Source organism: Priestia filamentosa (assembly GCF_900177535.1).
Classification (GTDB): Bacteria; Bacillota; Bacilli; order Bacillales; family Bacillaceae_H; genus Bacillus_I; species Bacillus_I filamentosa.
On record NZ_FXAJ01000004.1, the window covers coordinates 235,959 to 261,696 of the forward strand.

Annotated in this window: 26 protein-coding genes; 24 read left to right on the forward strand and 2 right to left on the reverse strand. The window is 35.8% G+C overall.

Translation table 11 applies throughout. The features are described 5' to 3' along the window. Nucleotides 1-130 precede the first annotated feature (130 nt). From B9N79_RS17345 to B9N79_RS17440, 20 genes are all read left to right on the forward strand, one after another. Nucleotides 131-1,012 carry a foldase protein PrsA gene (locus B9N79_RS17345; RefSeq protein ID WP_040057125.1) on the forward strand — a complete coding sequence of 294 codons (882 nt, stop codon included), beginning with the start codon at nucleotides 131-133 and terminating at the stop codon, nucleotides 1,010-1,012. 308 nt (nucleotides 1,013-1,320) lie between these two features. Further along, on the forward strand, nucleotides 1,321-2,049 hold the full coding sequence (locus B9N79_RS17350) for an amino acid ABC transporter ATP-binding protein (RefSeq protein ID WP_040057124.1): 729 nt from the start codon (nucleotides 1,321-1,323) through the stop codon (nucleotides 2,047-2,049). A 25-nt stretch (nucleotides 2,050-2,074) separates the two neighbouring features. Beyond that, the gene (locus B9N79_RS17355) at nucleotides 2,075-2,896 is read left to right on the forward strand and encodes a transporter substrate-binding domain-containing protein (RefSeq protein ID WP_040057249.1); all 822 of its coding nucleotides are present in this window, start codon (nucleotides 2,075-2,077) and stop codon (nucleotides 2,894-2,896) included. A gap of 71 nt (nucleotides 2,897-2,967) precedes the next feature. Continuing rightward, nucleotides 2,968-3,621: an amino acid ABC transporter permease gene (locus tag B9N79_RS17360; RefSeq protein ID WP_040057123.1), complete on the forward strand. Its 654-nt coding sequence runs from the start codon at nucleotides 2,968-2,970 to the stop codon at nucleotides 3,619-3,621. Nucleotides 3,622-3,635: 14 nt separating this feature from the next. Further along, on the forward strand, nucleotides 3,636-4,286 hold the full coding sequence (locus B9N79_RS17365; RefSeq protein ID WP_019393766.1) for an amino acid ABC transporter permease: 651 nt from the start codon (nucleotides 3,636-3,638) through the stop codon (nucleotides 4,284-4,286). 150 nt (nucleotides 4,287-4,436) lie between these two features. Continuing rightward, the gene (locus tag B9N79_RS17370) at nucleotides 4,437-5,003 is read left to right on the forward strand and encodes a shikimate kinase (protein WP_026009670.1); all 567 of its coding nucleotides are present in this window, start codon (nucleotides 4,437-4,439) and stop codon (nucleotides 5,001-5,003) included. 172 nt (nucleotides 5,004-5,175) lie between these two features. Next, nucleotides 5,176-7,797 carry a single stranded DNA-binding domain-containing protein gene (locus B9N79_RS17375; RefSeq protein ID WP_040057122.1) on the forward strand — a complete coding sequence of 874 codons (2,622 nt, stop codon included), beginning with the start codon at nucleotides 5,176-5,178 and terminating at the stop codon, nucleotides 7,795-7,797. A 163-nt stretch (nucleotides 7,798-7,960) separates the two neighbouring features. Continuing rightward, on the forward strand, nucleotides 7,961-8,071 hold the full coding sequence (locus tag B9N79_RS17380) for a YjcZ family sporulation protein (protein ID WP_019393763.1): 111 nt from the start codon (nucleotides 7,961-7,963) through the stop codon (nucleotides 8,069-8,071). A gap of 193 nt (nucleotides 8,072-8,264) precedes the next feature. Beyond that, entirely contained in the window at nucleotides 8,265-9,203 is a 939-nt protein-coding gene (locus tag B9N79_RS17385) for a phosphate/phosphite/phosphonate ABC transporter substrate-binding protein (RefSeq protein ID WP_040057121.1), read from the forward strand. 90 nt (nucleotides 9,204-9,293) lie between these two features. After that, a complete protein-coding gene (gene phnC, locus B9N79_RS17390; RefSeq protein WP_019393761.1) occupies nucleotides 9,294-10,064 on the forward strand; it encodes a phosphonate ABC transporter ATP-binding protein in 771 nt (256 codons plus the stop codon). Then, on the forward strand, nucleotides 10,061-10,870 hold the full coding sequence (phnE, locus tag B9N79_RS17395) for a phosphonate ABC transporter, permease protein PhnE (protein WP_046216725.1): 810 nt from the start codon (nucleotides 10,061-10,063) through the stop codon (nucleotides 10,868-10,870). The genes phnC and phnE (B9N79_RS17395) overlap by 4 nt, the downstream gene beginning before the upstream one ends. Further along, the gene (gene phnE, locus B9N79_RS17400) at nucleotides 10,867-11,670 is read left to right on the forward strand and encodes a phosphonate ABC transporter, permease protein PhnE (protein ID WP_040057120.1); all 804 of its coding nucleotides are present in this window, start codon (nucleotides 10,867-10,869) and stop codon (nucleotides 11,668-11,670) included. Before phnE (B9N79_RS17395) ends, phnE (B9N79_RS17400) begins: the two co-directional genes overlap by 4 nt. Before the next feature lie 475 nt (nucleotides 11,671-12,145). Beyond that, nucleotides 12,146-12,760, forward strand: coding sequence for a DUF47 domain-containing protein (locus tag B9N79_RS17405; protein ID WP_040057247.1), 615 nt, complete (start codon nucleotides 12,146-12,148; stop codon nucleotides 12,758-12,760). Between the two features lie 12 nt (nucleotides 12,761-12,772). Then, nucleotides 12,773-13,771: an inorganic phosphate transporter gene (locus B9N79_RS17410; RefSeq protein ID WP_019393757.1), complete on the forward strand. Its 999-nt coding sequence runs from the start codon at nucleotides 12,773-12,775 to the stop codon at nucleotides 13,769-13,771. A gap of 69 nt (nucleotides 13,772-13,840) precedes the next feature. Further along, nucleotides 13,841-14,497, forward strand: coding sequence for an MOSC domain-containing protein (locus B9N79_RS17415; RefSeq protein WP_040057119.1), 657 nt, complete (start codon nucleotides 13,841-13,843; stop codon nucleotides 14,495-14,497). Nucleotides 14,498-14,763: 266 nt separating this feature from the next. Further along, the gene (gene surE / locus B9N79_RS17420; protein WP_040057118.1) at nucleotides 14,764-15,552 is read left to right on the forward strand and encodes a 5'/3'-nucleotidase SurE; all 789 of its coding nucleotides are present in this window, start codon (nucleotides 14,764-14,766) and stop codon (nucleotides 15,550-15,552) included. Continuing rightward, nucleotides 15,552-16,571, forward strand: coding sequence for an ABC transporter substrate-binding protein (locus B9N79_RS17425; protein ID WP_040057117.1), 1,020 nt, complete (start codon nucleotides 15,552-15,554; stop codon nucleotides 16,569-16,571). Before surE ends, B9N79_RS17425 begins: the two co-directional genes overlap by 1 nt. Nucleotides 16,572-16,584: 13 nt before the next feature. Beyond that, complete coding sequence (locus tag B9N79_RS17430; RefSeq protein ID WP_040057116.1) at nucleotides 16,585-18,312, forward strand: ABC transporter permease; 1,728 nt, start codon at nucleotides 16,585-16,587, stop codon at nucleotides 18,310-18,312. Continuing rightward, nucleotides 18,309-19,385 carry an ABC transporter ATP-binding protein gene (locus B9N79_RS17435; protein ID WP_040057115.1) on the forward strand — a complete coding sequence of 359 codons (1,077 nt, stop codon included), beginning with the start codon at nucleotides 18,309-18,311 and terminating at the stop codon, nucleotides 19,383-19,385. The genes B9N79_RS17430 and B9N79_RS17435 overlap by 4 nt, the downstream gene beginning before the upstream one ends. A gap of 131 nt (nucleotides 19,386-19,516) precedes the next feature. Further along, nucleotides 19,517-20,098, forward strand: coding sequence for an LOG family protein (locus tag B9N79_RS17440; protein WP_019393751.1), 582 nt, complete (start codon nucleotides 19,517-19,519; stop codon nucleotides 20,096-20,098). Nucleotides 20,099-20,245: 147 nt separating this feature from the next. Here the strand turns inward: B9N79_RS17440 and cspD are convergent, their stop codons facing one another. Then, nucleotides 20,246-20,443 (reverse strand): cold-shock protein CspD, encoded by a 198-nt coding sequence (gene cspD / locus B9N79_RS17445; protein ID WP_019393750.1) that lies wholly within the window; start codon nucleotides 20,441-20,443, stop codon nucleotides 20,246-20,248. 321 nt (nucleotides 20,444-20,764) lie between these two features. On the opposite strand from cspD, the gene B9N79_RS17450 reads away from it, so the two are divergent. The 3 genes from B9N79_RS17450 to B9N79_RS17460 are packed head-to-tail and all read left to right on the forward strand — an operon-like array spanning nucleotide 20,765 to nucleotide 23,619. Then, nucleotides 20,765-22,339: a bifunctional metallophosphatase/5'-nucleotidase gene (locus tag B9N79_RS17450; protein ID WP_040057114.1), complete on the forward strand. Its 1,575-nt coding sequence runs from the start codon at nucleotides 20,765-20,767 to the stop codon at nucleotides 22,337-22,339. A gap of 27 nt (nucleotides 22,340-22,366) precedes the next feature. After that, a complete protein-coding gene (locus B9N79_RS17455) occupies nucleotides 22,367-22,735 on the forward strand; it encodes a DnaJ family domain-containing protein (protein ID WP_019393748.1) in 369 nt (122 codons plus the stop codon). A gap of 50 nt (nucleotides 22,736-22,785) precedes the next feature. Beyond that, a complete protein-coding gene (locus B9N79_RS17460; RefSeq protein ID WP_167555133.1) occupies nucleotides 22,786-23,619 on the forward strand; it encodes an alpha/beta fold hydrolase in 834 nt (277 codons plus the stop codon). Between the two features lie 19 nt (nucleotides 23,620-23,638). Here B9N79_RS17460 and B9N79_RS17465 read toward each other — a convergent pair whose 3' ends face one another. Next, entirely contained in the window at nucleotides 23,639-24,715 is a 1,077-nt protein-coding gene (locus B9N79_RS17465; protein ID WP_085118753.1) for a branched-chain amino acid aminotransferase, read from the reverse strand. 244 nt (nucleotides 24,716-24,959) lie between these two features. Between B9N79_RS17465 and B9N79_RS17470 the strand changes: the two genes are divergently transcribed. Beyond that, nucleotides 24,960-25,565 carry a histidine phosphatase family protein gene (locus tag B9N79_RS17470; RefSeq protein WP_040057246.1) on the forward strand — a complete coding sequence of 202 codons (606 nt, stop codon included), beginning with the start codon at nucleotides 24,960-24,962 and terminating at the stop codon, nucleotides 25,563-25,565. The last annotated feature ends 173 nt before the right edge of the window (nucleotides 25,566-25,738 follow it).

The window sequence follows — 25,738 nt, forward strand, 5'->3', positions numbered from 1 at the left end:
TACATTATGAAAGAAGAACAAAAGAGCTTATGCTTATCTCCATAAAGATGCCTCTCTCCGGCATAAGCTCTTTCCTGTAAAAAGTACATGCCAGACAAGCATTATAAAATAGAAAAAAGGAGTTTAAAAGATGAAGAAACTATTTAAACGTAAGGTTATGTATATTATTTTAAGCGTAGCTCTTGTCGCTCTCATTGTTTGCGGTGGATGGGTTTATTCAAAAGAACAAGTTGTTGCGAGCGTTGACGGAAGCGATATTACCAAAGACGATGTGTATAACCTTCTAGCAGATCAAAATGGAGCAGCAGCTGTTGATACTCTTATTACCGAGAAGATTATCGATAAAGAAGCTGAAAAAGAAGATATTAAGATTACAGCTAAGCAAGTGAATCAAGAGTTGGATGATTTAAAAGAACAATACGGTGGAGAAGATACATTTAATCAGACACTTGAAGCAAGTGGTGTGTCGTTAAGCTCTCTTAAAGAAGACATTAAAAAGAATAAAGAGATTGAAGAACTTTTACGACCATCCATTAAAATTACAGAAAAGGAAATGAAAGAATACTTTAATGAAAATAAAGATAGTTTTGCACAAGCAGCGCAAGTGAAAGCAAGTCACATTTTAGTTGATGATGAAAAAACAGCTAAGGAAATTAAAGAGAAGTTAGATAAAGGAGAAGATTTTGCAACATTAGCGAAAAAGTATTCTACAGACACGGCAACAAGTGAAAGTGGTGGAGAGCTTGGGTACTTTGAAGAAGGCACAATGACTGATGAATTTGATAAAAAAGCTTTCTCGATGAAGAAGGGAGAAATTAGTGACCCTGTCAAAACAGACTATGGCTATCATATTATTAAGGTAGAAGATGTTAAAGAAGCCAAACAAGCAAGTTATAAAGATAGCAAAGCACAAGTAAAAGAAGCAATCTTCAACGAGAAACTTCAAACAGAATATTCAACATGGTTAGAGAAGAAGAAAAAAGAATATGATATAACGAATAGTTTTGAATAATAAAAGACCTTCCTTTTTAGCATACCTATGTTAAAAGGGGAGGTCTTTCTTGTTTGAAAATGAATCTTTTGGATTATATGGAGAAATTCCAAAAAAAGTTTTAGCTATATTATCTATGTGGAGTAATACATATTAACTATATATGTGTAAGAATCTGTAACAAGCTTGTTTACTTTGATAGAGAAAGGTGTTAGAATTTACTAAAATATCAGAAGATTTTGACATAGACGCTCTTTAACTTTATATAATTGAAGTAAGCTTATCTTTATTTAAACATGCATAGATAAAAAGCACTTAGGGGGCCCATTATGATTACATTTGAGGGAGTTAACAAACATTACGGAGATTTTCATGTTTTAAAGGATATTAACCTCGAAATTCATAAAGGAGAAGTTGTTGTTGTAATTGGTCCATCTGGCTCTGGAAAAAGTACAATGCTTCGCTGTATTAACAGGCTTGAAACCATCTCAGATGGCAAGCTTCTTGTGAACAGCGCAAGAGTAGAGGATAAAAACACGGATATTAACAAGCTTCGTCGCAACATTGGAATGGTATTTCAGCACTTTCATCTTTATCCACACAAAACAGTGCTTCAAAATATAACACTTGCTCCAATGAAAGTACTAGGGATTTCCCAAGAAGAAGCAAAAGAAACGGCTATGTATTACTTGAATAAAGTTGGCATTCCTGACAAAGCTTCCTCGTATCCATCACAGCTATCAGGAGGACAGCAGCAGCGTGTTGCCATTGCAAGGGGACTTGCAATGAAGCCTGAAGTCATGCTTTTTGATGAACCAACCTCTGCTCTTGATCCAGAAATGATTGGAGAGGTATTAGACGTTATGAAAGCTCTTGCGAAAGAAGGAATGACAATGGTTGTTGTAACACACGAGATGGGTTTTGCTCGTGAAGTAGCAGACCGTGTCGTCTTTATGGATGAAGGAAGAATCATTGAAGAGGCTACACCGGCTGAATTTTATGCGAACCCGCGTGAAGAGCGAGCTCGTTTATTTTTAAGCCGTATTTTAAATCATTAATTATTTAGGGGGAGTAGCTGTGTCGATGAAAAGATTACTAAAGATAGGACTTATTTCACTACTAGCTGTTGTTTTACTTGCAGGCTGTGGAAGCGGCGGAAGTAAAGAAACTTCTTCTTCAAGTGATGGGAAAAGTACACTAGAACAAATTAAAGAGAGAGGCAAGCTTGTTGTTGGAGTTAAAACTGATACTCGTTTGTTCGGATTGAAGAACCCGAGCTCAGGAGACATTGAAGGATTTGACATTGATATTGCCAAACAGCTTGCCAAACAAATTCTTGGAGACGAAAATAAAATTGAACTCAAAGAAGTTACGTCAAAAACGCGTATTCCAATGCTCCAAAACGGAGAAATTGATGCAATTATCGCAACGATGACCATTACAGATGAGCGCAAGAAACAAGTTTCATTCTCAGATGTTTATTTTGAAGCAGGACAGTCTTTACTTGTGAAAAAAGGAAGCTCTATTAAAGGAATTGATGATATTAAAGCAGGAACTAAAGTTTTAGCTGTTAAAGGTTCAACATCAACTCAAAATATCCGTGAAAAGTCTCCGGAAGCAACTGTTTTAGAATTTGAAAACTATGCTGAGGCATTCACTGCTTTAAAATCAGGGCAAGGGGATACGTTAACAACAGATAATGCTATTCTTTACGGTATGGCAGATCAAGATTCAAACTATACGCTTGTTGGGGAACCATTTACAGATGAGCCATATGGAATTGCGGTGAAAAAAGGCGATGACGAGTTTGTAAAAGAAATCAATAAGGGTCTAGAAAAAATGAAGTCAGATGGAACCTATGATGAAATTTATAAAAAGTGGATTAAAGAAGATCCATCAAAATAGAAAGAATATTTTAAGCAGGATAAGCATTTGCTTGTCCTGCTTCCTTTACTAGAGCAAAGGAGTGAACATCTATGCTTGATTTCTCAATTCTCACCAACAATTGGGATTTATATATACAAGGATTTAGAAACACAGTTTTAGTAAGTTTAATTGCACTTGTAGCAAGTTTTGTATTAGGTGCTATTATTGCTGTTATAAGGATTGCTCCTATTAAAATATTAAATGTGATTGGAACTATATATGTAGAATTTATTCGTAATATCCCGCTTTTGCTTATTGCCTTTATTTTTTTCGTTGGTCTTCCTTCTATTGGAATTCGCTTAACTGGATTTGTAGCGGGAACAGTTGCACTCTCCATTTACACCTCGGCTTTTATTGCAGAAGCCATTCGAGCAGGGATTATGGCAGTTCCTAAGGGACAAACGGAAGCTGCCCGTTCATCCGGGCTTACCTACTTACAAACTATGTTTCAAATCATTTTACCACAAGCAATCAAAATTGTTGTTCCACCGCTTGGTAACCAGTTTATTAACCTTGTAAAAAACTCTTCAATTTTAAGTGTCATAGCAGGACTTGATTTAATGTATTTTGGTGACTTAGTTGCATCTGCAACATTCGTAACATTTGATGTTTACATTTTCGTTGCTCTATTTTATCTTGTGCTTACAATCCCGCTTAGTTTGGGAGTTGGCTATTTAGAAAAACGGCTTGCACGTAGCAACTAGAAAGGAGTGGAACAATGGACTTTATTGGAGCTTATTCAATGGATCACTTGCAATTTTTGTTTCAAGGTTTTTTTGTCACACTAAAAGTTGCCTTTATTTCAATTATTCTCAGCTTTGTTATTGGAAGCATTGTTGGAATACTACGTTATGCTAAAATTCCCTTTGTTTCCCAAGTGCTTGCTGTCATTGTTGAAGTCATTCGAAATTTACCATTGTTGTTAATTATTTTCTTTACGTACTTTGCACTCCCTGAAATTGGAATCAGCTTAGGGATTACAGTTTCTGCTATTGCTGCTTTGACCATCTTTGAATCTGCTATGTTATCCGAGATTGTAAGAAGCGGTTTAAAATCAATTGAAAAAGGACAGATTGAGGCTGCTCGTTCATCAGGTCTTACTTATACTCAAACAATGTTTGGGATTATTCTTCCTCAAGCATTAAAAAGGATGGTTCCTCCGATTGTAAGCCAATTTATTTCCCTGTTAAAAGATACGTCTCTTGCTGTTGTTATTGCATTACCAGAGTTAACTCATAGTGCACAAATTATCAACGGACAAAATATTAACTATGTGTTGCCAATCTTTTTATTTATTGCTGTTATGTATTTTGTTGTAAATTATGGTTTATCTCTTGTAGCAAGAAGACTTGAGAGTAAAACAGCATAGCGATAAAGAAAGGAAGGCGTTTAAGGCGTGCTTCCTTTTTTATTCGGCAATATAGTACCACTCTTGTCTTTCTTCCCTTATAATGAAAATAATGAAGAGAACTTGGAGTACATTCACAACGAGGGAAGAAAGGATTGAACAGAATAGATGATGAGTTATATGAGACAAATCCCTGTCAGGGAAAAAAATATTGTATTAATTGGTTTTATGGGTGTCGGAAAAACAACAATTGGTCAACTTGTAGCAAAAAAACTGTATAGAGATTTCATAGATATAGATGTGGAAATTGAGAAAAATGAAAAAATGCTTATCAAAGATATTTTTAGTAAATATGGAGAGAAAGAATTCCGCCGTATTGAAAGGGAAACAATCTCTGATATTTGTCAGGCTAAACGTTGCAAAGTTGTCTCCCTAGGAGGAGGAGCTTTTCAACAAGAAGAAGTTCGCAACGTTTGTTTAGAAAATTGCATTGTCCTATTTCTTGATTTATCATGGGATCGTTGGAAGGAACGGCTGGATCTTATTATTGAAAGCAGACCTGTTTTACACAATCGTACACTTGAAGAAATGCAGGAGCTTTTTAATGCAAGACAAGATGCCTATTCAAAGCATAACTCAAGAGTTCAGACAGACAATCTTGTAGCTGAAGAAGTTGCTGATTATATTGTTGAGACCTTAAAACTCGGTTGGGATATTTATCAACCTCAAAAAGATTAAGATAGAAGCCTAAAGCGATCAAGCTTTAGGCTTTTTTAATTTTGGAAGATAGAAGTTGACCACTAAATGGAAAAATTTACGATAATTTAATATATAGTTCATTTCGTGCAAATATTCGCCATATATCCTTTTAAATAGAACGAACATATTACAAGGTGGAGGAGATAAACAAATGTTACATAGGTGGTTAGGAAAATGTGGTCTTGTAATGCTTATGCTTCTAGGCATATTTATGATGTATCCACTAACAAATGGACAAGCTGAAGGACCAAAAGATCCGGCTCCTGAAATTGTTCCTAAAAACGCAAATGGGTTGAAAGTTTTATTTGACAATACTCATGCCCAAACAGCAGGAGCAGCAGATTGGGTGATTGATGGAGCCTTTTCAGATTTTGCTAACGGAATTGCCAACAATGGTTATTATGTAAAAGAATTACGAAAAGAGACGCCTATTACCCTCGATGATTTATCTCAATATGATGTGTTTGTAATCCCAGAAGCAAATATTCCTTTTAAAACATCTGAACAAGAAGCAATGATTCAATATGTGAAAGAGGGAGGAAGTATCTTTTTTATTTCAGATCATTATAATGCTGATCGAAATAAAAACCGATGGGATTCATCAGAGGTAATGAACGGTTATCGTAGAGGAGCGTATGAAAATCCTGCAAAAGGTATGACAATAGAGGAAGCTTCTTCAAAAGCGATGGAAGGAGTCGAAAGTTCAGATTGGCTTTCAGATCACTTTGGCATTCGTTTTAGATACAATGCACCAGGAGATATTAATGCAAATAAAGTTGTTTCTTCAAGTGAATCATTTGGTATTACAGAAGGAGTTCAAACAGTTGCAATGCATGCTGGTTCTACACTTGCTATTACAGATCCTTCTAAAGCAAAGGGAATCGTTTACTTGCCTGAGGGGCTGGATGCAGGGGATAAGTGGAATAATTCAGTTGACCAAGGAATTTACTTTGGTGGAGGAGAAGAAGAAGGACCTTATGCAGCTATTTCAAAATTAGGATTAGGAAAAGCAGCATTCATTGGAGACTCTTCTCCTGTTGAAGATATAACTCCCAAGTATAAACGAGAAGAAACAAGTGGAACAAAACGTACGTATGATGGTTTTAAAGAAGAGGACGATGCAACTCTTTTACTTAATACAATCGATTGGCTTGCAAAAGAGGAGAGTTATACTTCGTTTGAAGAAAAGGGTATTCCCCTTGATGAGCCTTCTCCTCTACTAGAAACGGAAGAGCCAGCAAATTCAAAAGAGCCTCAAGCAGAGCCTTGGTCACAGCCTGCAAAAGGGTATAAGTGGTACGATGCTTCAACATTTGCTTCTGGTTCATATGGATCATCAGAAAATCCACCCGTTCAGGCTTCTTATGAACTTATTCATCAAGATATATTGCCAAGTAACGACGAATTCCAACTTCGTATAAGTGCAAAAGGGGTAGAACCAAATGCAGAAATAAGTGGTTTGCAGGTCGGAATGTACGTTGAAGGAGGAATGCAAGTAGCCCAAGTAAAAAGTGAAAATGGTACATGGCCATCCTCTTATGGATACAGCACGCCTTTTTCGTTAAAAGCGGGTCCAAACGGTGAAGCAACTATAGATTTAAAAATGAGAGTGAAAGAAGGGACAAAAGGAGACGTTAATCTACGCTTAAGGAAAGACGGAGAAAATGTACTAACTAAGTCTGTAAAAGTTGATGATGTGGCAATCTCCCCCCTTCCAGAAGAAATTACAAAAATAACAGCAATTAAACAAGCTAGACAAAGTGAACTTGGCCAAATGGTAACAGTTGAAGGGATAGTAACATCTCAACCAGGAATTTTTGGTGGGCAAGGTTTTTATATACAAGATGATACAGGAGGCGTCTATGTTTTTCAGCATGAAGTTGATTACAATGTTGGAGATCAGCTAAGAATAACGGCTCAAACAGATGTATATAACGGAGAATTTGAATTAGTTAATCCATCCTCCATTGAGAAAATTGGAAAGGCACAAGTTCCAGCACCAAAAGTTGTTACCAGCTTAAATCAGGAAAACCAAGGCGAGAAAGTTCAGCTTAAGGAAGGCAAAATAAGCAACATTACTTCTGGTCAAGGAGCGTTTGAGTTTGATCTTAGCCATGAGAATGATATAACAAAGGTTCGAGTTGATCATAGAACAGGAATAACACAAGATGAATTCCAACTTCTATATAAAGAAGGAGAAATAGTTACGATTAACGGAATATCATCTAATTTTAAAGGAACATATCAGCTTAAGCTATTGAGTTTAGATGCTATTGAGAAAGGCGTTTCTCAAGATATTACACCGCCAACAATCGAAGACATGAGCAATATGTCTGTATTTGTAACAGACGAGTTTTTACAAGAAATTCAGGTGAAAGATGATCAAAGTGGAGTAAAGGATGTTATTGTCATACTCAATGGAAAAGAAAGCAATAACCTTCACTTAGCGCCAATGGAGTTACCTCCAGGAAAGTATCCTGTTACAATTCGCGCAACAGATAAGGCAGGAAATGAGACATCTAAAACATATGAGCTTCTTGTTAAGCTTGACGTAGATCATCTTGATGAGTTACTAGAAGCTGGAAAAGAAAGAGGATATCTTAACAATAAAGGAGCGGTTGTTTCTCTTTCAAAGCAGATTTCAAATATACAAAAGGCAAAGTCTTCTTATCTTCAAGAACAAAAGTTAGAAAAACTGCTTCGTCATATTGAGAAACAAAGTGGAAAAAAAGTAGCCGAAGAATTTGTTCCATACTGGAAAATTATAGAGTAAGAAAAAACCTTAGTATAGACCCTATACTAAGGTTTTTTCTGGATATTCGCCCATTCTATCTAGATTACTTCACCATCTCTTCTAAAATACATACGATACAAGTAACAGCTCAGCAAAAAGAGCTGCTCACAAAAAATGATTTTGTAAAAGGAGAGGTTTACTTATGGGTCAAGGATGTAATGATGGTTACGGTGTAGGTTTCGGCGGAGGTTTTGCTTTACTAGTTGTTCTTTTCATTTTGTTAATCATCATCGGCGCATCTTACTGTTGTTAATAAGAAATAAAAGGTGGCTCTCAGGAAGAGTCACCTTTCGATTTTATAAAATAGATGTAATAAATTCTGACGAATTTACAGAATATTAATCCAAATTAACATATAATTTACAGCGAGAAAATATACAGTAAATATTTGGTTGGTAAAGTTTGTATGTACGACAAAACATTACATATTTTTTAGGGGGCATAATATGTTTAAAAAACTGATAGGAGTTAGTATGTCAGTTGCACTTGCTGCAGGTGTACTAGCTGGTTGTGGAAACAATGAGGAAGCATCAACATCTTCTGGATCTAGCGGAGAAGGCGCAGAGAAAAAAGAGCTAACTGTACAATTTGTTCCGTCACAAAACGCTGATACGCTTGAAGCAAAAGCAAAGCCGCTTGAAAAGCTATTAAGTGACGAGCTTGATAGAGCTGTGAAAGTTAGTGTTTCTACAGATTACAATACAATTGTAGAAGCAATGGCTTCAAAGAAAGTAGATGTTGGCTTCTTACCACCAACAGCTTATGTTTTAGCAAAAGACCAAGGAGCAGCTGACGTTATTCTACAAGCTCAGCGCTATGGAGTAAATGATAAAGACGGTTCCCCAACGGACGAGCTTGTTGATTCTTACAAGTCTATGTTCATTGTGAAAAAAGACTCTGGTATTGATAGTTTAGAAGATTTAAAAGGGAAAAAGATTGGCTATCAAAACGTAACATCTTCAGCAGGTTATGTATGGCCAGCAGCCTCTTTAATGGACGTTGGACTCGATCCGCTAAAAGATGTACAACCTGTGACATTGAAAGGTCATGACCAAGCTGTTATTTCTTTATTAAATGGAGATATTGATGCAGCTGTAACATTCCAAGACGCACGTACAATCGTTCAAAAAGATTACGAAGATGTATTTGATCAAACAAAAGTAATTCATTATACAGAACCGATTCCTAATGATACTGTTGCTGTTCAATCTGATATGGACGAAGACTTAAGAAAAGAAATTCAAGAAGCGTTTATTAATATTGGAAAAGATGAAGAGGGTAAAAAAATCATTCGCGATATCTATACACATGAAGGTTATGTAAAGTCTGATGATAGCAAGTTTGAAATTGTACGAGAATATGGAGAAAAAGTAAAAACCGAGTAGTGAAATGAGGATTTTAGAGAGAAAAATCAAGATGGCTGAGCCTTCAGCCATCTTTCTGTTGTCTATACTTACAAGAGTGGGGGATTCCAAATGATTGAATTTAAAAATGTATCTAAAGTTTATCCAAATGGAACAAAAGGACTAAACAATATTAATTTAACGATGCAAAAAGGAGAGTTTATCGTTGTTGTAGGACTTTCAGGAGCTGGGAAATCTACTCTTTTACGTTCAGTTAACCGTCTACATGAAGTAAGCGGGGGCGAGATTATTGTGAATGGAAAATCCATTACAAAAGCAAAAGGGAGAAACTTGTATGAAATTCGCCGTGACATTGGAATGATTTTTCAAAACTTTAATCTCGTGAAGCGTTCATCAGTTCTTCGTAACGTTTTATCTGGTCGTGTTGGTTATCATTCAACATTACGTATGATGTTAGGGATGTTTCCGCAACATGACAAAGAGCTTGCTCTAAAGGCGCTTGATCGTGTAAATATTCTAGAAAAGGCTTATTCAAGAGCAGATGAGCTTTCAGGAGGCCAGCAACAACGTGTTTCAATTGCAAGGGCGCTCGCTCAAGAGGCAAAAATTATTTTAGCTGATGAACCTGTTGCTTCTCTTGATCCTCTTACAACAAAGCAGGTGATGGATGATTTAAAAAGAATTAATGAAGAGCTTGGTATTACGACTGTTGTTAATCTTCATTTTATTGATTTGGCACGTCAATATGCGACAAGAATTATTGGTCTTCGAGCGGGAGAAGTAGTATTTGATGGGAGTGTTGATGAAGCAACAGATGAGAAGTTCGCCGAAATATATGGGCGTCCAATTCAAGATGAAGAACTGATGGGTGTTGCAAAATGAAAACTGTTCAAGTTAAACAAAACAAAACCGTTCACTATAACAAAATGTCTTCAAAGAAAGTGAAACATATCCTAACTTTTATACTTTTACTTCTATTCATTTATTTGAGTGGAAAGCAAGTTGAGTTTTCCCTTTCTAGCTTAGCAACGGGTTTACCTAACATGGGTGACCTTATTGTTCAAATGGTCCCACCAAACTGGGCATACTTTTCAAACATTACAGCTCCAATACTAGACACTTTGCGTATGGCAGTTCTTGGGACAACATTCGGAGCATTGCTAGCTATACCAATTGCCTTATTATCTGCTCGTAATATTTTTCAAACAAAGCTTATTACAATTCCAGCTCGCTTTGTTCTAAATTTAATCCGAACAATTCCAGATCTACTTCTGGCGGCAATCTTTGTAGCGATTTTTGGAATTGGCCCGATTCCAGGCGTATTTGCTTTAACTGGCTTTTCACTTGGGATCATTGCTAAGCTTATCTATGAATCAATTGAATCCATTGATAAAGGACCGCTTGAAGCAATGACAGCTGTTGGAGCTAATAAAGTAAAATGGATTATGTTTGGAGTTATTCCTCAAGTTCTTCCACAGTATATTTCTTTTGTATTATATACATTTGAAGTTAATGTGAGGGCTGCAGCTGTTTTAGGTCTCGTAGGCGCGGGAGGAATTGGTCTGTTTTATGAACAGACGCTCGGATTTTTTGAATACGACAAAACATCTTCACTTATCGTCTATACTCTTATTGTTGTATTAATTATTGATTATATTAGTACAAAAACAAGGGAGAAGTTAGTATGAATAATATATTGTTGCAGTCACCGAAAAGAACAGGGAAAAAGATTCGTAATGGTGCAATTTTAGCCATTGTTATTGCTATTTATATTTGGGCTTTTGCAGGGATGCCAGCTCTTGAATTTAAAGATACGTCTAAAGAAATCGTTTCTGCTATTTTCTCAGGACTTCTTCACCCAGATTGGGATTATGTGTATTACCCAGATGGAGAAGACTTGCTTCGAGGGCTTTTAGATACGTTGGCAATCGCGCTTTTAGGTACTGTTATTGCAGGGTTATTATGTGTACCTTTTTCATTCTGGGCGGCAAAAAATATTGTGAAGAATAAAGGGATTTCTGGTGCAGGAAAGTTTGTACTAAGTTTTATTCGTGTTTTCCCAGATATTATTATGGCCCTTCTTTTCATTAAAGCTGTTGGTCCTGGATCATTTTCTGGAGTGCTTGCTTTAGGTATTGGCTCTATTGGAATGCTTGGTAAACTTTTTTCAGAAGATATTGAGAGCATTGATTTAGGAGCAACAGAGGCGCTTGTTGCAACAGGAGCAAATCCTATAAAAGCAATCTGGTTCGCTGTTCTTCCACAAGTATTACCGAGCTATCTGTCATTTCTTTTGTATCGATTTGAAATTAATGTTAGAGCAGCAACTATCCTTGGGGTAATAGGGGCTGGAGGAATTGGAACTCCTCTTATTTTTGCCCTAAGTGTAAGGGATTGGGAACGAGTAGGGATTATTTTGCTAGGTATTATTATTATGGTCGCAATAATTGATTTCTGCTCAGGGAAAATCCGAGCACGTCTCACATAGAGAAAAAACCGTCTTTCACTAAAGGCGGTTTTTTTGTCCTCATTTTATAAAAGAAAGAAAATTGTTCTATAATATAAGGGAAAATAAAGGAATTATATAGGAGAATTTACACAGTTGAAATTTAAAAGTATAGGCACAATTGTAATGAGTAGCGAAAAAGAGAGAAAAATGTAGTAGATTATCGTTCTATGTTTCGCTAAAGGTATGTTATAATTTGTTTCGTGCTTTTAATAAAAGCACAAGCTGCAGAACGGATGAAAAAAGGAAAAAAGGATAGGCTAAAATGATAAGTCGTTTATTTTAAAGAGATAATGATGAACGAGCTTTTTTAAGTAAAAATAAAAATGCTCTTTTTTAGAGATGCTTTCATAGAAAACGTTTTTAAAATGAAGCATATTTCTAATTTATTATTGTATATAACAGGTAAATGTTCATTTTGGCTCTATGATAAATATTGGAGGGTTTGAAAGTGGCAATGAAAAAGAAAAAAGATAAATTTTCATTACTCTTAATGGAAATTGCGAAAAACTTGGATGAAACAGCAGATTTCTTTGTAAGCTTTAAGGTAACAAATCAATCCACTTTGAAAGAATTTGCGGACAAACTTAAAGAGTTTGAAACAAAAGGAGATAATCACGTACATGTTATTATTCGCGAATTGAATAAAGCGTTCATCACGCCGATCGAGCGTGAAGACATTCTTCAACTTACGATGAGTATGGATGATGTTTTAGATGGTATTGAGGCATTTTCGGCTTCGATGGAAATTTATTCAATAACTGAGACAGATGAGCATATGGATAAGTTTATTGGCTATATCCGCGAATGTGTTCGCGAAATTTTAGTAACAATTGAGCTTTTATCAAACAATCGTCTTAAAGATATTCAACCACATGCGATTAAGATTAAAGAATACGAGCACAATTGTGATAATTTACTTCGTAAATCTTTGAAGAATCTGTTTGCGCTTGTGAAAGATCCAATCAAAGTTATTCAATATAAAGAAATTTATGAAACACTTGAAGAAATTGCAGATAGTTGCCAAAATGTAGCAAACAATCTAGAAACTATCATCATGAAGAACGCGTAATGAGGGATTAGTATGGATTCTTTATTTGTCTTAACTATTTTAATTGTCATTTTTGCTTTAGCTTTTGATTTTATTAACGGGTTTCATGATACAGCAAATGCAATTGCAACATCTGTATCAACGAAAGCTTTAAAACCACGTCATGCAATTATCTTAGCCGCAGTTATGAACTTTATTGGAGCAATGACGTTTACAGGGGTTGCTAAAACGATCACCAAAGATATTGCAGATCCCTTCAAGCTTGATAATGGACTAGTGGTAATTCTGGCTGCCCTTATCGCTGGGATTGCATGGAACTTGATTACTTGGTACTACGGAATTCCAAGTAGTTCTTCACATGCCATCATTGGGGCGATTGCGGGAGCAGTTATTGCTTCTTCTGGTTTTGGAGCTATTAACTATAATGGATTTATTAAAATTATTGAAGCACTCCTTATTTCACCAGTTCTTGCCTTTGTTGTTGGGTTTATTATGTATACTATTATTAAATTGATTTTTAAAGATAGTAACTTAGCCAAAACAAACAAGCAGTTTCGTCGTGTGCAAATTTTGACTGCAGCTGTCCAGTCTTATACACACGGAACAAATGATGCTCAAAAGGCAATGGGGATTATTACAATGGCTTTAATTGCAGCGAACTTACAAGAAACAGATGAAGTTCAATTTTGGGTTCAAATTGCTTGTGCAACAGCAATGGGTCTTGGAACATCTATCGGTGGATGGAAAATCATTAAAACTGTTGGCGGGAAAATCATGAAAATTCGTCCTGTAAATGGAGTAGCGGCAGACTTAACAGGAGCAGCTATTATCTTTGGAGCTACATATATTCATCTTCCTGTTAGTACAACACACGTTATCTCTTCTTCTATTTTAGGAGTTGGCTCTGCTCATCGTGTGAAAGGTGTAAAATGGGGAACAGCTCAGCGTATGGTGATTACATGGATCATTACGCTTCCGATTTCTGCAGCACTTGGAGCAATTATGTATTTTATTTTAGATTTATTTTTATAAGAGAAAGCGTGGGAGGTATTCCTACGCTTTTTTGTTTGTTAAAATAAGGTTAAAAAAGGGGGGAGAGTTTTGCTAGGGCAAATAGTATCCGTTAATGTTGGAAAACCAAAAGAGTTAATTTATAAAGGAAAAAGTATTCAAACAGGTATTGAGAAACAGCCTGTAGATAAACCTCTTTTATTAACTAAAGTAAATTTCGTTGGAGATGGTCAAGCAGATCTTGTAAATCATGGGGGAGAAGATAAAGCAGTATGTGTTTATCCATTTGAACACTATGCTTATTTCAGTAGTGAAGTAGGGCTTTCCCTTTCTTATGGAGCCTTTGGAGAAAATTTAACGCTCCTTGGATTGACAGAAGAAAAGGTATGTATAGGTGATGAATTTCAGATTGGAGAAGCTGTTGTACAAGTAAGTCAGCCAAGACAGCCATGCTTTAAATTAGCTCATCGGCACGACACAAAAGATCTTCCACTTCGTTTTCAGGAGACAGGTTATACAGGGTTTTATTTTCGTGTTCTTTCAGAAGGAGTAGTGTCCAAAGAAGACTCAGTACAATTTTTAAGAAGGCATCAAGATGAAATTACGATTTCATACATAAATGAAGTACAGTATAAGGATAAAAGTAATAAAGAAAAAGTGAAAAAAATTTTAAGGGTGCCATTTCTATCTCAAAGCTATCAAAAGACGTTTATGAAACGGTTACAGTTATTAGAAAAGCAGAACTAGGACAATCTAGTTCTGCTTTTTTAATTGTGAAGGACGTGTAAAGAATTAACATATTTTTTATAAATGAAACCATAAAAAATCAAAAATAAGCCTAGTTATAGCCCTTTTGCTTACTCAATTCTTTAATCATTAGCATATAGGACATTTACATAATGAATAAAAAAGTATAAAGAACATTTATATGTCCTTTATAAATATTCTTTAAAATAAAACTACAAGAAACATGTTATAAATGGTTACGGAAAGAAAGAGAGGTGAACAATTCTATGCGTTTCTTAATTACAAGCAGTAGCGGAATATTTTCACCTGCTGTAGGATCCATCGTTGAAGTTCTTAACCATTTTGGTGAAGTTTTCGTTGTTTGCCCTCATAAAGAGAATTCTTTGGCAGGTTATACGGTTACATTACATAAGCCACTAAAAGTTACAGAGCTAACAGCTTTTGGTGCTGAAATAAAATCATGGGTTGTAAATGGTACTTCAGTGGATTGTGTGAAAATTGGTATTGAGAAGTTGATTAAGAAAAAAATTGATTTTATTGTCTCAGGTATACATATAGGCTCACCGTCCGGAAGAGACCTTGCTTACTGCGGAGATATAGCAGCAGCAATGGAGGGCACATTTTTTCAAATTCCGTCTCTTGCTCTTTCAATAGATGGTATAGAAGAAAATGAGGTAAACTTTTCGTCTTTTAAAAAATATTTTAATGAGCTTATAGAAGTATTCCTGGCTCATAAATATCCAAAAGGAGTTTGTTTTCATATTCAATTCCCCACTTTGACAGAGAAAAACTGTCAAGGTGTAAAAGTGGTGGATTTTGAATTTACTTCTAGTCGCTACAAGTACGTTACCATACATGATGATCATCAGGATTTTTATGTACTACAACAAAAGGTGAGCGAAAGAAAAGATAAAGAAACGAGAGAGAACAACTCAACAAGAGCGAGTTACATAACTGTTACACCTTTAGAAAACTTAATAAGTCAGCGAAAGCATATTCGTCAATTAGAAAGATGGTTCAAAGACAAAAAAATTATAGAGAAGGAGTTGCCATAATGAAGAAAAATTGGTTGCTGAACGCCTGTCTTGTTCCAGTTCTTTTACTTAGCGCGTGTGGAACAGAGAGCAGCAGTGGAGAAGAACGTAAGCAAGGGGATGTAGGAGGCACGCTTGAATTTTATACTTCACAACCTGATGAAGATGTTACAAAGCTCATTGAAGGCTTCAATAAAAAATACCCTGGTGTAGAAGTTAAAGCTTTTCGTTCTGGAACAGAGGAAGTAGTGGGGAAGGTTCAAGCAGAGAAAAGAGCAGGGGATGTAAAAGCAGATGTTATGCTTGTAGCAGATAGCGTTACATTTGAAAAGTTAAAAGAACAAGATTTGCTTTTGTCCTATAAGTCGAAAGAAATCGAGCATATACCAGACGATTTTGTGGATGATGATTATATGTATACAGGCACAAAAATGATGGCAACAGTGCTAGCTGTAAATACGACAAATGTGAAAGAACCTAAAGAAACGTGGAGCGTGTTAACTGATAAGAAAACAAAAGGGAAAGCTGTGATGCCAAGTCCTTTATATTCAGGAGCTGCGGCTTATAATGTGGGTGTTATGAGCAGACAGAAGAATTTAAATTGGGATTTCTTTGACGAGTTAAAGAAGAACGATATGACTGTCGTACAAGGAAATGGCGCAGCATTAAAAGCAGTGGCGAGTGGCCAAAAAGACTACGGACTTGTTGTTGACTATCTTGCTTTACGAGCTAAAAAAGAAGGGTCACCTATTGAACTCATTTATCCTAAGGAAGGAGTTCCGGTCATTACAGAACCTGTTGGTATTATGGAAGGTACAAAAAATGAAAAGGCTGCAAAGGCATTTGTTGACTATATTCTGTCAGAAGAAGGACAACAGCTTTCTGCTAACCTTGGTTACGCACCTATCCGCCAAGAGGTAGAGGCACCGGATGGTTTAAAATCGATGGAAAGTATTCAAGTATTAGACTCCCCGTTATCAGAGCTGTATAAATCTCGAGAAGAAGATAAGGAGCGGTTTAAAAGAATTTTCGGAAACTAGAGAGGTGCTATAAATGGAACGCTTTTCGTTAAGAAGACAAATTTCTTTGTCTTCTCTTTTGTCGACACGTTTAACACATGCTTTATTCATTAAACTTGGGATATTTTGTCTTCTATTTTTCTTTTTTCTGCTTCCTATTGTTCGCCTTATTATAATGAGCTTCACAGAAGGTCATGAAATAAGTTTTTTGAATTATAGCTCTATTTTATCAGAAACTGCTACATGGTCGATGTTAAAGAATACAGCTATCGTTGTTGGGGGAGCAACGATAGTGTCAATTTGTGTAGGGGTTTTGTTCGCTTGGCTTGTTGCTTACACAGATATTCGTTTGAAAAAACTTCTACAACTCTTCATTATGTTACCTTTTTTGATTCCATCCTATATAATGACGCTTGCTTGGACTCAATTCACAGAGAGAAACAGCTTTTTTATCAATTTTCTAAAGCCTTTTTTAGGGGTTTCTCATCTTAATCTTTATAGCTATGGTGGACTAATCTTTTTGCTTGGAATCGTTCATTATCCACTTGTTTATTTGCTGACTCTTCATGTATTACGAAAGATTCCAAGAGACTTGGAATGGGCAGTAAGAGCTTCAGGAGGAACGCGATTTACGATGTGTAAGACCGTTACACTGCCTCTCGCACTTCCAGGTATTATTAGTGGGGCAATGCTTGCCTTCTTAACAACTATTGATAATTTTGGTATACCAGCTTTTCTTGGTATACCAGCTAATATCCCTGTTTTAAGTACGGCTATTTATCAAGAAGTGATTGGGTTTGGAGAAGATGCTTTTGCAAGGGGAGCAGCATTATCAGTCTTACTCGGTGTTATTGTGTGCCTTGTTACTTTTCTTCAATATATATTGCTAAAACGATTTTCTTATCAGGAAACAGGTAGAGTAGAACATGAACCACGCATTTTTTTAAAGAAAGGGAGATGGGCTGTAGAAATAGTGTTATGGTTATTTCTTCTTTTTATAAGCATTATCCCTTTATTTTCAATGGTTGGGACTTCTTTTATTAAGGCATATGGCTTACCATTTTCATTTGAAAATATGACGATGGAACATTATAAATATATTTTGTTTCAGTATGAGAAAGTAAAAATTGGGATTGTAAATAGTTTAAAGCTTGCTTCCTTTACAACTATAATTTGTCTTTTTATTGGAACGGCTATAGCTTATATAAGAATACGATTTGATCGCTATGAAACAAGATTAACGGAAGGAATCATTAGCTTACCATATGCACTTCCAGGTATGGTGCTTGCTCTTGCTATGATTTTAGCTTGGGTCCAACCTATTCCAGGATGGAAACCGGGAATATATGGGACAATATGGATTTTGCTTATTGCATACGTTACAAGGTTTCTCATTTTGCAAGTTCGAAGTAGTATGACGGCTCTTTCACAAGTTTCTACTGAGATGGAGGAAGCTGCACATATTAGTGGTGCTAGAGGTATAGCAAAATGGCGTTATATTATGCTTCCGCTTCTATTTTCAGGAGTACTCAGTGGAGCTTTTCTCGTTTTTATTACAACATTGACAGAGCTTACGGTTTCCTCATTGCTATGGTCGAGCGGATCCGAGACAATCGGATTGTTAATCTTCAATTTCGAACAAGGTGGATACACAACATATTCGACAGCTCTTTCAACTCTCATTTTACTGTTATTAATACTCACAAGCCTCATTATCTATTTGCTTATAAAATGCTTCAACAAGAAAGTAGGGAAAGTATGAATACAGTTGTTAAAAATGTATCAAAAAAGTTTGGAGAAACATCAGCTTTATCCAGAATTAATTTAGATATTGGCAATGGAGAATTCATTGCAATTTTAGGTCCATCTGGGTGTGGGAAAACAACTCTTCTGCGCCTTATAGCTGGGTTCGATTCACCAACGGACGGAGAAATTATAATGAATAAAGAATGTGTGGCTGAAAAGGGAAAAGTAGTTCCACCTGAGAAACGAAATATTAGCATGGTATTTCAATCTTTGGCCCTTTGGCCACATTTAAAAGTAAAAGAGCAAGTGATGTTTCCATTGAAGCACCATAAATTTATTGATCAGGAAATTAAAAAGAATGCAGATCAGCGAGTACAGCAAATGCTTGAACTTGTTGGCTTACAACATTTAGCAACACGTATGCCTCATGAATTATCAGGAGGCCAAAAGCAGCGAGTTGCCATTGCAAGAGCTCTTGCTCCAAAGCCTTCTCTTTTATTAATGGATGAACCGTTAAGTAGTTTAGATGCTGAGCTACGGGCTGAATTGCGCAATGAAATTCAAACGATTCATAAGGTTACAAATACCTCTATTCTCTATGTTACTCATGATCAAACAGAAGCTTTAGCAATGGCAGATCGTATTGTTGTTATGAAAGAAGGAGCAATTGAACAAATTGGTACACCAGAAGATATTTATCATAATCCAAAAACTTCTTTTGTAGCCACATTTGTTGGGAAAGCGAACCTTATCCCTGGTAATTGGAAAGGAAATTATTTTCATCCTTTTTCGCATCAGACGCTAGCATGGAATATTCCTTTTTCAACCTTTTTAAAAGAGGAAGGAAGCTGTGCAATAAGACCTGAACAACTTTTGTTAGATCGCGTAGGAGAAGGAATTCCCTGTACTGTTAAAAATGTTCTTTTCCAAGGAAAAGAAATTCATTACACAATAAAGCTTAGCAACTGTACAGTGCGTGTTATAGGTAGTTTAAAAAAAAGATTTAGCGTTGGAGAGAAAGCTGTCTTAAAGCTGAGAAGTGTTGAAGAACCAAGTCAAGAGATGGCTTCTATTATCGGAGTGAATTGAAAGTAGCTAAAAATTTAAATATAAACTTAAAATTAAAGAACATTAAAAAAGAGGGTTAATAAGACTCTTCAAGAAACTATATATTATAGAAGGTTTATATTACTACTATAAAAAAGGATGGTGCGCAGACATTGAAACGTGTATGTGTTTTTGCAGGATCTAACATGGGACTTAATCCAGAGTATGCTAAACAAGCGAGAGAACTTGGGCGAGTCATTGCAATGAATGGGTTTCATCTTGTTTATGGTGGTTCTAAACTAGGGCTAATGGGAGAAGTAGCAAATGGCGCTCTAGAACAGGGGGGGCATGTTACCGGAGTTATGCCTAGAGGTTTATTTAAAGAAGAAATAGCTCATAGAGGTGTGAGTGATTTTATTGAAGTAGCGGATATGCATGAGCGAAAAGCGAAAATGTCAGAGTTAAGCGATATGTATGTAGCTTTACCTGGAGGATATGGAACATTTGAAGAACTTTTTGAGGTCATCTGCTGGGCTCAAATTGGTATTCATAAAAAACCAATTGGATTATTAAATGTGGAAGGATATTATGATCCACTTCTACAGCTTATTGAACATACTGTTAATTCAGGGTTTATGCCGCGTGTGCATGGACAGTACGTTATGCAAGGATCCAATCCAAAATGTTTATTAGAATATATGCTTGATTTTATTCCAGAAGGATACAAGAGTAAGAGAGTTCCTCCTGCTGGTTGAGAAATAAAACAATAAAATAGAAAAAACGGTCATAACAAGTTATGACCGTTTTGTTTAGACGGAAATCTCCTCAGAAGAGAAAATTTCATTATTTAATGAGACTCTCATAGAACAAAGCTTTCAATACGTCCCATGTTGGTGAAGAGCTTACTTTTGAACGTTAGCAGCTTGTGGACCACGAGCGCCTTCAACGATTTCAAATGTAACAGCTTGACCTTCTTCTAAAGTTTTGTAACCTTCACCTTGGATTGCAGAGAAGTGAACGAATACATCGTCTTGACCTTCTACTTCAATAAAACCAAAGCCTTTTTCAGCGTTGAACCATTTTACTTTACCTTCTAACATGTTATTGCCTCCTACTTGTGGAACAAAACCACTTGAAAATGTATATCCATTTGTACTCTTCTTATTCTAAAAAAGCGTTTTCTAAAATAAAGAAAGAGCTATAATGAACAATTATAGTTTAGCAATTTTTTTGAATAATTACAAGACTTTAAATGTTGTATTTAGGAATAAAATGTTAAGAAAGTGTTTTCTAAGGTATTTTTAGCGATATACATGGATTCTTACTTGTTAAGAAAATGTAACTTCACTAGTAAAATAAATTTCACTCTTGCATAATAGCAATTATTAGAATATATCAAATAAATACAAAGGAGCAGTTATATGGAGCTAGTTATTTTACAAACGAGCGATATACATGGACATGTATTACCAATTCAGTATGGAACAAATGAGAGAGCAGATCTCGGGATAGCTAAAATAGCAACGATGATTAAACAGGAGGAAGAAAAAAGTGAATGTGTGTTAAAAATAGATAACGGAGATTTAATTCAAGGAAGTCCTTTGCTTACATACTATATGAAATATGAACGAAATCATAAAAATCCAATGATCGCTATCCTAAATCATTTAAAATATGACGGGGCAGTGGTTGGAAATCATGAGTTTAATTACGGACGTGTAGCTTTAGAGGAAGCTGTCGCACAATCAGACTTTCCGTGGCTGTGTGCTAACATTTTGGAAAAGGAAAAAGAAACACCTTTTTTAGAAACACCTTATATAATTAAAGAACTAAACGGAGTAAAGGTAGCTGTTTTAGGAGTAACCACTCACTATATTCCAAATTGGGAAGAACCTGCTCATATTGAAAACTTAGTCTTTGCAGATGCTCTAAAAGTAACCGAAAAATGGGTATCATATATTCGTGAACACGAAAAACCCCATCTTCTCGTTGTGTCTTATCATGGGGGATTTGAGCGGGATTTGGAAACAGGTGAAGCTACTGAAACATTAACAGGAGAAAATCAAGCCTATGAGATGTGTCAGTGTATTAAAGGTATTGATGTTCTTTTAACAGGGCATCAGCATCGCTCCTTAGCAGGAGAAGTAAATGGTGTGACAATTGTCCAGCCGAGCTTTTTTGGACAAGAAGTAGGAAAAGTTGTGGTTAAGTTTGTAGAAGAGGAAGAGGGCTATTCTATTCTAAAAAAAGAGAGCATGACACTATCTACAAAAGAAATTGTTGAGGACGAAGAAATAGTAGAACTTGTTCGTTATTATGAAGAAGGAACACAAAAGTGGCTTGATGAGAGAACTGGAACTGCAAAAGAAAGTATGAAAATCGATGATGTCTTCCAAGCAAGAATAAAAGAACATCCACTTATTGAATTTATAAATAAAGTCCAAATGTACGCATCAGGGGCCCAAATTTCTTGTACAGCTTTGTTTAATGACAGTATAAAAGGATTTGATAAAGAGATTACAATGCGTGACATTGTCTCGAATTATATTTATCCTAATACATTAAAAGTTATTAGAATAACAGGATCTGATATGAAGGCAGCTTTAGAAAGATCTGCTTCCTATTTTGCGTTGGATGAAAATGGAGAATTAACCGTAAGCAAAGACTTTTCTTATCCAAAACCACAAGCCTATAATTACGATATGTGGGAAGGCATACAATATAAAGTTGATGTTTCTAAAAAAGTAGGCGAGCGTATTGTATTTCTAGAAAAAGATGGAGCGCAAATAGATGAAGAAGACTTTTATGAAATTGTCACAAATGCGTATAGAGCAGGTGGCGGCGGGGATTATGAAATGTTTAAAAATAAGGAAGTTGTAAGAGATATAACCGTTGCAATGACAGACTTAATTGCTGAATATATTACAACGTTCTCTCCTATAGATGTCTCTGTTAATCATAATTGGGAAGTGATAGCTTCTGAAAAACTAGAATAACGATGTTCTTTAGAAGGAGATGAAAGAATGAATTTTACTAGGTTAGTAGAAGAGAAAATTAAGAAATCAATTGCTGACGGGGATTTTGAAAATCTAGAGGGAAAAGGAGAACCGCTCAAGCTAGAAGACTTATCACATGTGCCAGAGGAACTTCGTACTAGCTACAAAATTTTGAAAAACTCAGGATATCTTCCTGAAGAAATGATGTTGAAAAAAAATATTGCAGAATTAGAAGATTTGCTTGCTGTTTGTGAGGGTAAAGAAGAAAAGGAGCAACTGGAGGAGAAAATAAGTGAGAAACTGCTTCGCTTTAATCTTCTGATGGAGAAAAAGAAGCTAAGCCATTCACGTGCATTTAAGCAATATCAATCTAAAATTCACAACCGCTTGTTTTAATAAAAGCGCTCCGAAGTACAAGAACAATAAGTCAACAGGAGGAGCAACAATTGAAAGCATTTATTATTGGATTACTAACATTGCTTATTGTTTTCCTTGGAATATGGAAAACACAAAAAGCCGTTGGTGAGCAAGGACGATATGAACCTGTTTTGCTTTTCCATGGTTTTCTAGGTGGAGAACGTTCTTATAAGACTCTTATGGAGCGATTTGAGGAAAATGGTCAAGGGTATAAAGCAGCTGTTTGTCGTGTTAACGAACGTGGTGTTGTTTCGTGTGTGCATAAATACCATTTTCAGCAAAAAAAAGATCAGTTTCCTCTTGTACAAGTCATTTTTGAAGATGATCATGCAAGCATAAGTAAACAAGGGAAATGGGTTCAAAATGTAGTAAAAAAACTTAAAGAAAAGGAAAAAATGGAAGGTTACCATCTTGTGGGTCATAGCATGGGCGGACTTGCCGCTATTAAGTATTTAGAAGAGACGCAAGATAAAAGTGTTAAATCTCTTACAACGATAGGTACCCCTGTTGGAGGATTGGATATTGATGAACTTGCTGTAAACTATCCTAAAACAGAAAGCAATCGTATGTCAGAAGGAGCAAAAGATTTACAATATCACTCAGAGGCCATTACAAAGCTTCAAAAAGAAGCGACAAAGCTGAAAGAATTACGTATTCCAATTCTTTCAGTTGCCGGAAATGTAAAACATAAAGGCGGAGATGGGAGCGTTCTGACAGAAAGTGCATTTTCGTTAGAAAACTATGTGCCTAATGTACAGAAAAAAGAGTTTCCTTTATTACACCCAGCTCTTCATGAAAGTTCCGCAGTTGATAAAGTGCTCTATACTTTTTTGAAGGACAGTGAAAAGGATGACCGCATCTAGCGGTCATCCTTTTTATTTGTTAATCAATTTTAAGTGTCCAGTTCAGTTCATCCTCTACAGTACCTGTTTGAATACCTGTAATTGTATTGTAAACGTCTAGAGAAAGCTGACCAACTTTTCCATTACCTACTGTTAATTCACGTTCTCCCCATTTTAATTTTCCAACTGGAGAGATAACTGCAGCTGTACCTGTTCCAAAAATCTCTTCTAATTCCCCACGTTCAGATGCTTCAAAAATTTCTTCAACTGAAATACGTTTTTGTTCTACTGGGATATTCCAATGTTCGAGAAGTTCAATCACTGAAGTTCTCGTAATCCCATCTAGAATACTTCCGCTAAGTTCAGGGGTATAAACTTTCCCACCGATTTTGAAGAAGATATTCATACTTCCTACTTCTTCAACATATTTCTTTTCAATTGCATCAAGCCAAAGCACTTGATCATAGCCAAGTTTCTCTGCTTCTGTTTGAGCACGAAGGCTTCCCGCATAGTTTCCTGCTGTTTTAGCAATCCCTACGCCACCGCGTACAGCACGAACATATTCATTTTCAACGTAAATACTAACAGGTTGAAGCTGCTCGCCGCTGTTGTAATACGCACCAACAGGAGAAAGAATGATCATAAATTTATATGTTGATGAAGGACGCACACCTAAAAATGCATCTGTTGCAATAATAAATGGACGAATGTAAAGAGAACATCCTCCTTCAGTTGGAATCCATTCTTTATCAATTTCAATTAAGTTTTTTAAAGCTTCCATTGCTAAATCTTCAGGGATTTCCGGCATGCTTAAACGTTCGTTAGATAGATTCATTCGTTTTACGTTTTTAAGAGGTCTAAAGAGTTGAACACGATTGTCCGCTGTTCTGTATGCTTTAAGGCCTTCGAATACCGCTTGACCGTAATGGAATACCATTGAAGATGGTTCTAAAGTAAGCGGAGCGTAAGGAGTGATTCTTGGACTATGCCACCCTTTGTCCGTAGAGTAATCCATTGTAAACATATGGTCTGTGAAAAATTTTCCGAAACCAAGTTCACTGTGATTGGGTTTTGTTTTTTTCTGAGAAGTTTTTGTTACTTCAATTGTTTGTAGCATATTTCTTACACCTCTTATAAAAAGAATTTTCAATCTATTTTTTTATTTTATGATATTACTCTATATTAATTTAAGTAATAACGCAATCATTAGAAAACGCTTACAAGATAAAAAATAAGAATTTATTCACTTTCTAAATGGTTTACTATGTTTAATAAATAAAACTTATTATCTGTCATATTAAGAAAATGAGTATGATAGAATAAGAGGATTAAAATTTTTGACGAAAAAAGGAGCGAAAAACATGCTGTATTTAGTTCGCCATGGTCAAACTGATTGGAATAAAAATGGACTCGTTCAAGGGCAGACAGATATTCCATTGAATAGTACAGGAGTTGAGCAAGCTCAAGCGTTAGCAAAAAGATTTCAAAAGGAAAATATTGATGTAATTTATGCTAGTGATCTTAAGCGTGCATATGGAACTGCTGAAGAAATTGCGAAAGTAAAAAACATGAAAGTATTAGAAGGCCTTCGGGAACTTCGGGAACGATCATTTGGGGAGCTAGAAGGAGCGGATCTTCCTTTACTGCAAGAAAAATTTCCTAATCTTAGTACAGATTGGAGAGCGGATCTTCCTCTTAATATAGAATCACTAGGAAATATGCAAAAACGAATGGTGAAGGAACTTACAAATATTATGACCAATCATCAAGATGAGGATGTTCTTGTTGTAAGCCATGGAGCAGCTATTAACGTATTTATTCACTATGTTACAGAGGGGGAAAACGGAACAGGAAAAATGCTTTTAGCAAACACAGCTGTTAGCACGTTTACTTTTGAAAATAAAAAATGGGCCATAGGTACGCTAAATGATGCATCACATTGGATAAAAGAAGCAAAAAATAGCTAAAAAGTTGTGAGAAAATGTCTTAATTTGTTGACATATGTCGAAATGTGTAGTAAATTTGTAAATAACTTATTAATACTGTAACAAAAAACATCTGAAAAAGCGATCAAATTTTACATTTGGCGTTTTATTATTCTCTTTTTTAGTCTTTATTTATTCTGTGATCCCAACCTCAC

What these genes read in the sequence shown, in the direction of transcription:
- B9N79_RS17345 (WP_040057125.1), top strand. Translation starts at nt 131, where the DNA reads ATGAAGAAACTATTTAAACGTAAGGTTATGTATATTATTTTAAGCGTA.
- B9N79_RS17350 (WP_040057124.1), top strand. Translation starts at nt 1,321, where the DNA reads ATGATTACATTTGAGGGAGTTAACAAACATTACGGAGATTTTCATGTT.
- B9N79_RS17355 (WP_040057249.1), top strand. Translation starts at nt 2,075, where the DNA reads ATGAAAAGATTACTAAAGATAGGACTTATTTCACTACTAGCTGTTGTT.
- B9N79_RS17360 (WP_040057123.1), top strand. Translation starts at nt 2,968, where the DNA reads ATGCTTGATTTCTCAATTCTCACCAACAATTGGGATTTATATATACAA.
- B9N79_RS17365 (WP_019393766.1), top strand. Translation starts at nt 3,636, where the DNA reads ATGGACTTTATTGGAGCTTATTCAATGGATCACTTGCAATTTTTGTTT.
- B9N79_RS17370 (WP_026009670.1), top strand. Translation starts at nt 4,437, where the DNA reads ATGAGTTATATGAGACAAATCCCTGTCAGGGAAAAAAATATTGTATTA.
- B9N79_RS17375 (WP_040057122.1), top strand. Translation starts at nt 5,176, where the DNA reads ATGTTACATAGGTGGTTAGGAAAATGTGGTCTTGTAATGCTTATGCTT.
- B9N79_RS17380 (WP_019393763.1), top strand. Translation starts at nt 7,961, where the DNA reads ATGGGTCAAGGATGTAATGATGGTTACGGTGTAGGTTTCGGCGGAGGT.
- B9N79_RS17385 (WP_040057121.1), top strand. Translation starts at nt 8,265, where the DNA reads ATGTTTAAAAAACTGATAGGAGTTAGTATGTCAGTTGCACTTGCTGCA.
- phnC (WP_019393761.1), top strand. Translation starts at nt 9,294, where the DNA reads ATGATTGAATTTAAAAATGTATCTAAAGTTTATCCAAATGGAACAAAA.
- phnE (WP_046216725.1), top strand. Translation starts at nt 10,061, where the DNA reads ATGAAAACTGTTCAAGTTAAACAAAACAAAACCGTTCACTATAACAAA.
- phnE (WP_040057120.1), top strand. Translation starts at nt 10,867, where the DNA reads ATGAATAATATATTGTTGCAGTCACCGAAAAGAACAGGGAAAAAGATT.
- B9N79_RS17405 (WP_040057247.1), top strand. Translation starts at nt 12,146, where the DNA reads ATGAAAAAGAAAAAAGATAAATTTTCATTACTCTTAATGGAAATTGCG.
- B9N79_RS17410 (WP_019393757.1), top strand. Translation starts at nt 12,773, where the DNA reads ATGGATTCTTTATTTGTCTTAACTATTTTAATTGTCATTTTTGCTTTA.
- surE (WP_040057118.1), top strand. Translation starts at nt 14,764, where the DNA reads ATGCGTTTCTTAATTACAAGCAGTAGCGGAATATTTTCACCTGCTGTA.
- B9N79_RS17425 (WP_040057117.1), top strand. Translation starts at nt 15,552, where the DNA reads ATGAAGAAAAATTGGTTGCTGAACGCCTGTCTTGTTCCAGTTCTTTTA.
- B9N79_RS17430 (WP_040057116.1), top strand. Translation starts at nt 16,585, where the DNA reads ATGGAACGCTTTTCGTTAAGAAGACAAATTTCTTTGTCTTCTCTTTTG.
- B9N79_RS17435 (WP_040057115.1), top strand. Translation starts at nt 18,309, where the DNA reads ATGAATACAGTTGTTAAAAATGTATCAAAAAAGTTTGGAGAAACATCA.
- cspD (WP_019393750.1), bottom strand. Translation starts at nt 20,443, where the DNA reads ATGTTAGAAGGTAAAGTAAAATGGTTCAACGCTGAAAAAGGCTTTGGT.
- B9N79_RS17450 (WP_040057114.1), top strand. Translation starts at nt 20,765, where the DNA reads ATGGAGCTAGTTATTTTACAAACGAGCGATATACATGGACATGTATTA.
- B9N79_RS17455 (WP_019393748.1), top strand. Translation starts at nt 22,367, where the DNA reads ATGAATTTTACTAGGTTAGTAGAAGAGAAAATTAAGAAATCAATTGCT.
- B9N79_RS17465 (WP_085118753.1), bottom strand. Translation starts at nt 24,715, where the DNA reads ATGCTACAAACAATTGAAGTAACAAAAACTTCTCAGAAAAAAACAAAA.
- B9N79_RS17470 (WP_040057246.1), top strand. Translation starts at nt 24,960, where the DNA reads ATGCTGTATTTAGTTCGCCATGGTCAAACTGATTGGAATAAAAATGGA.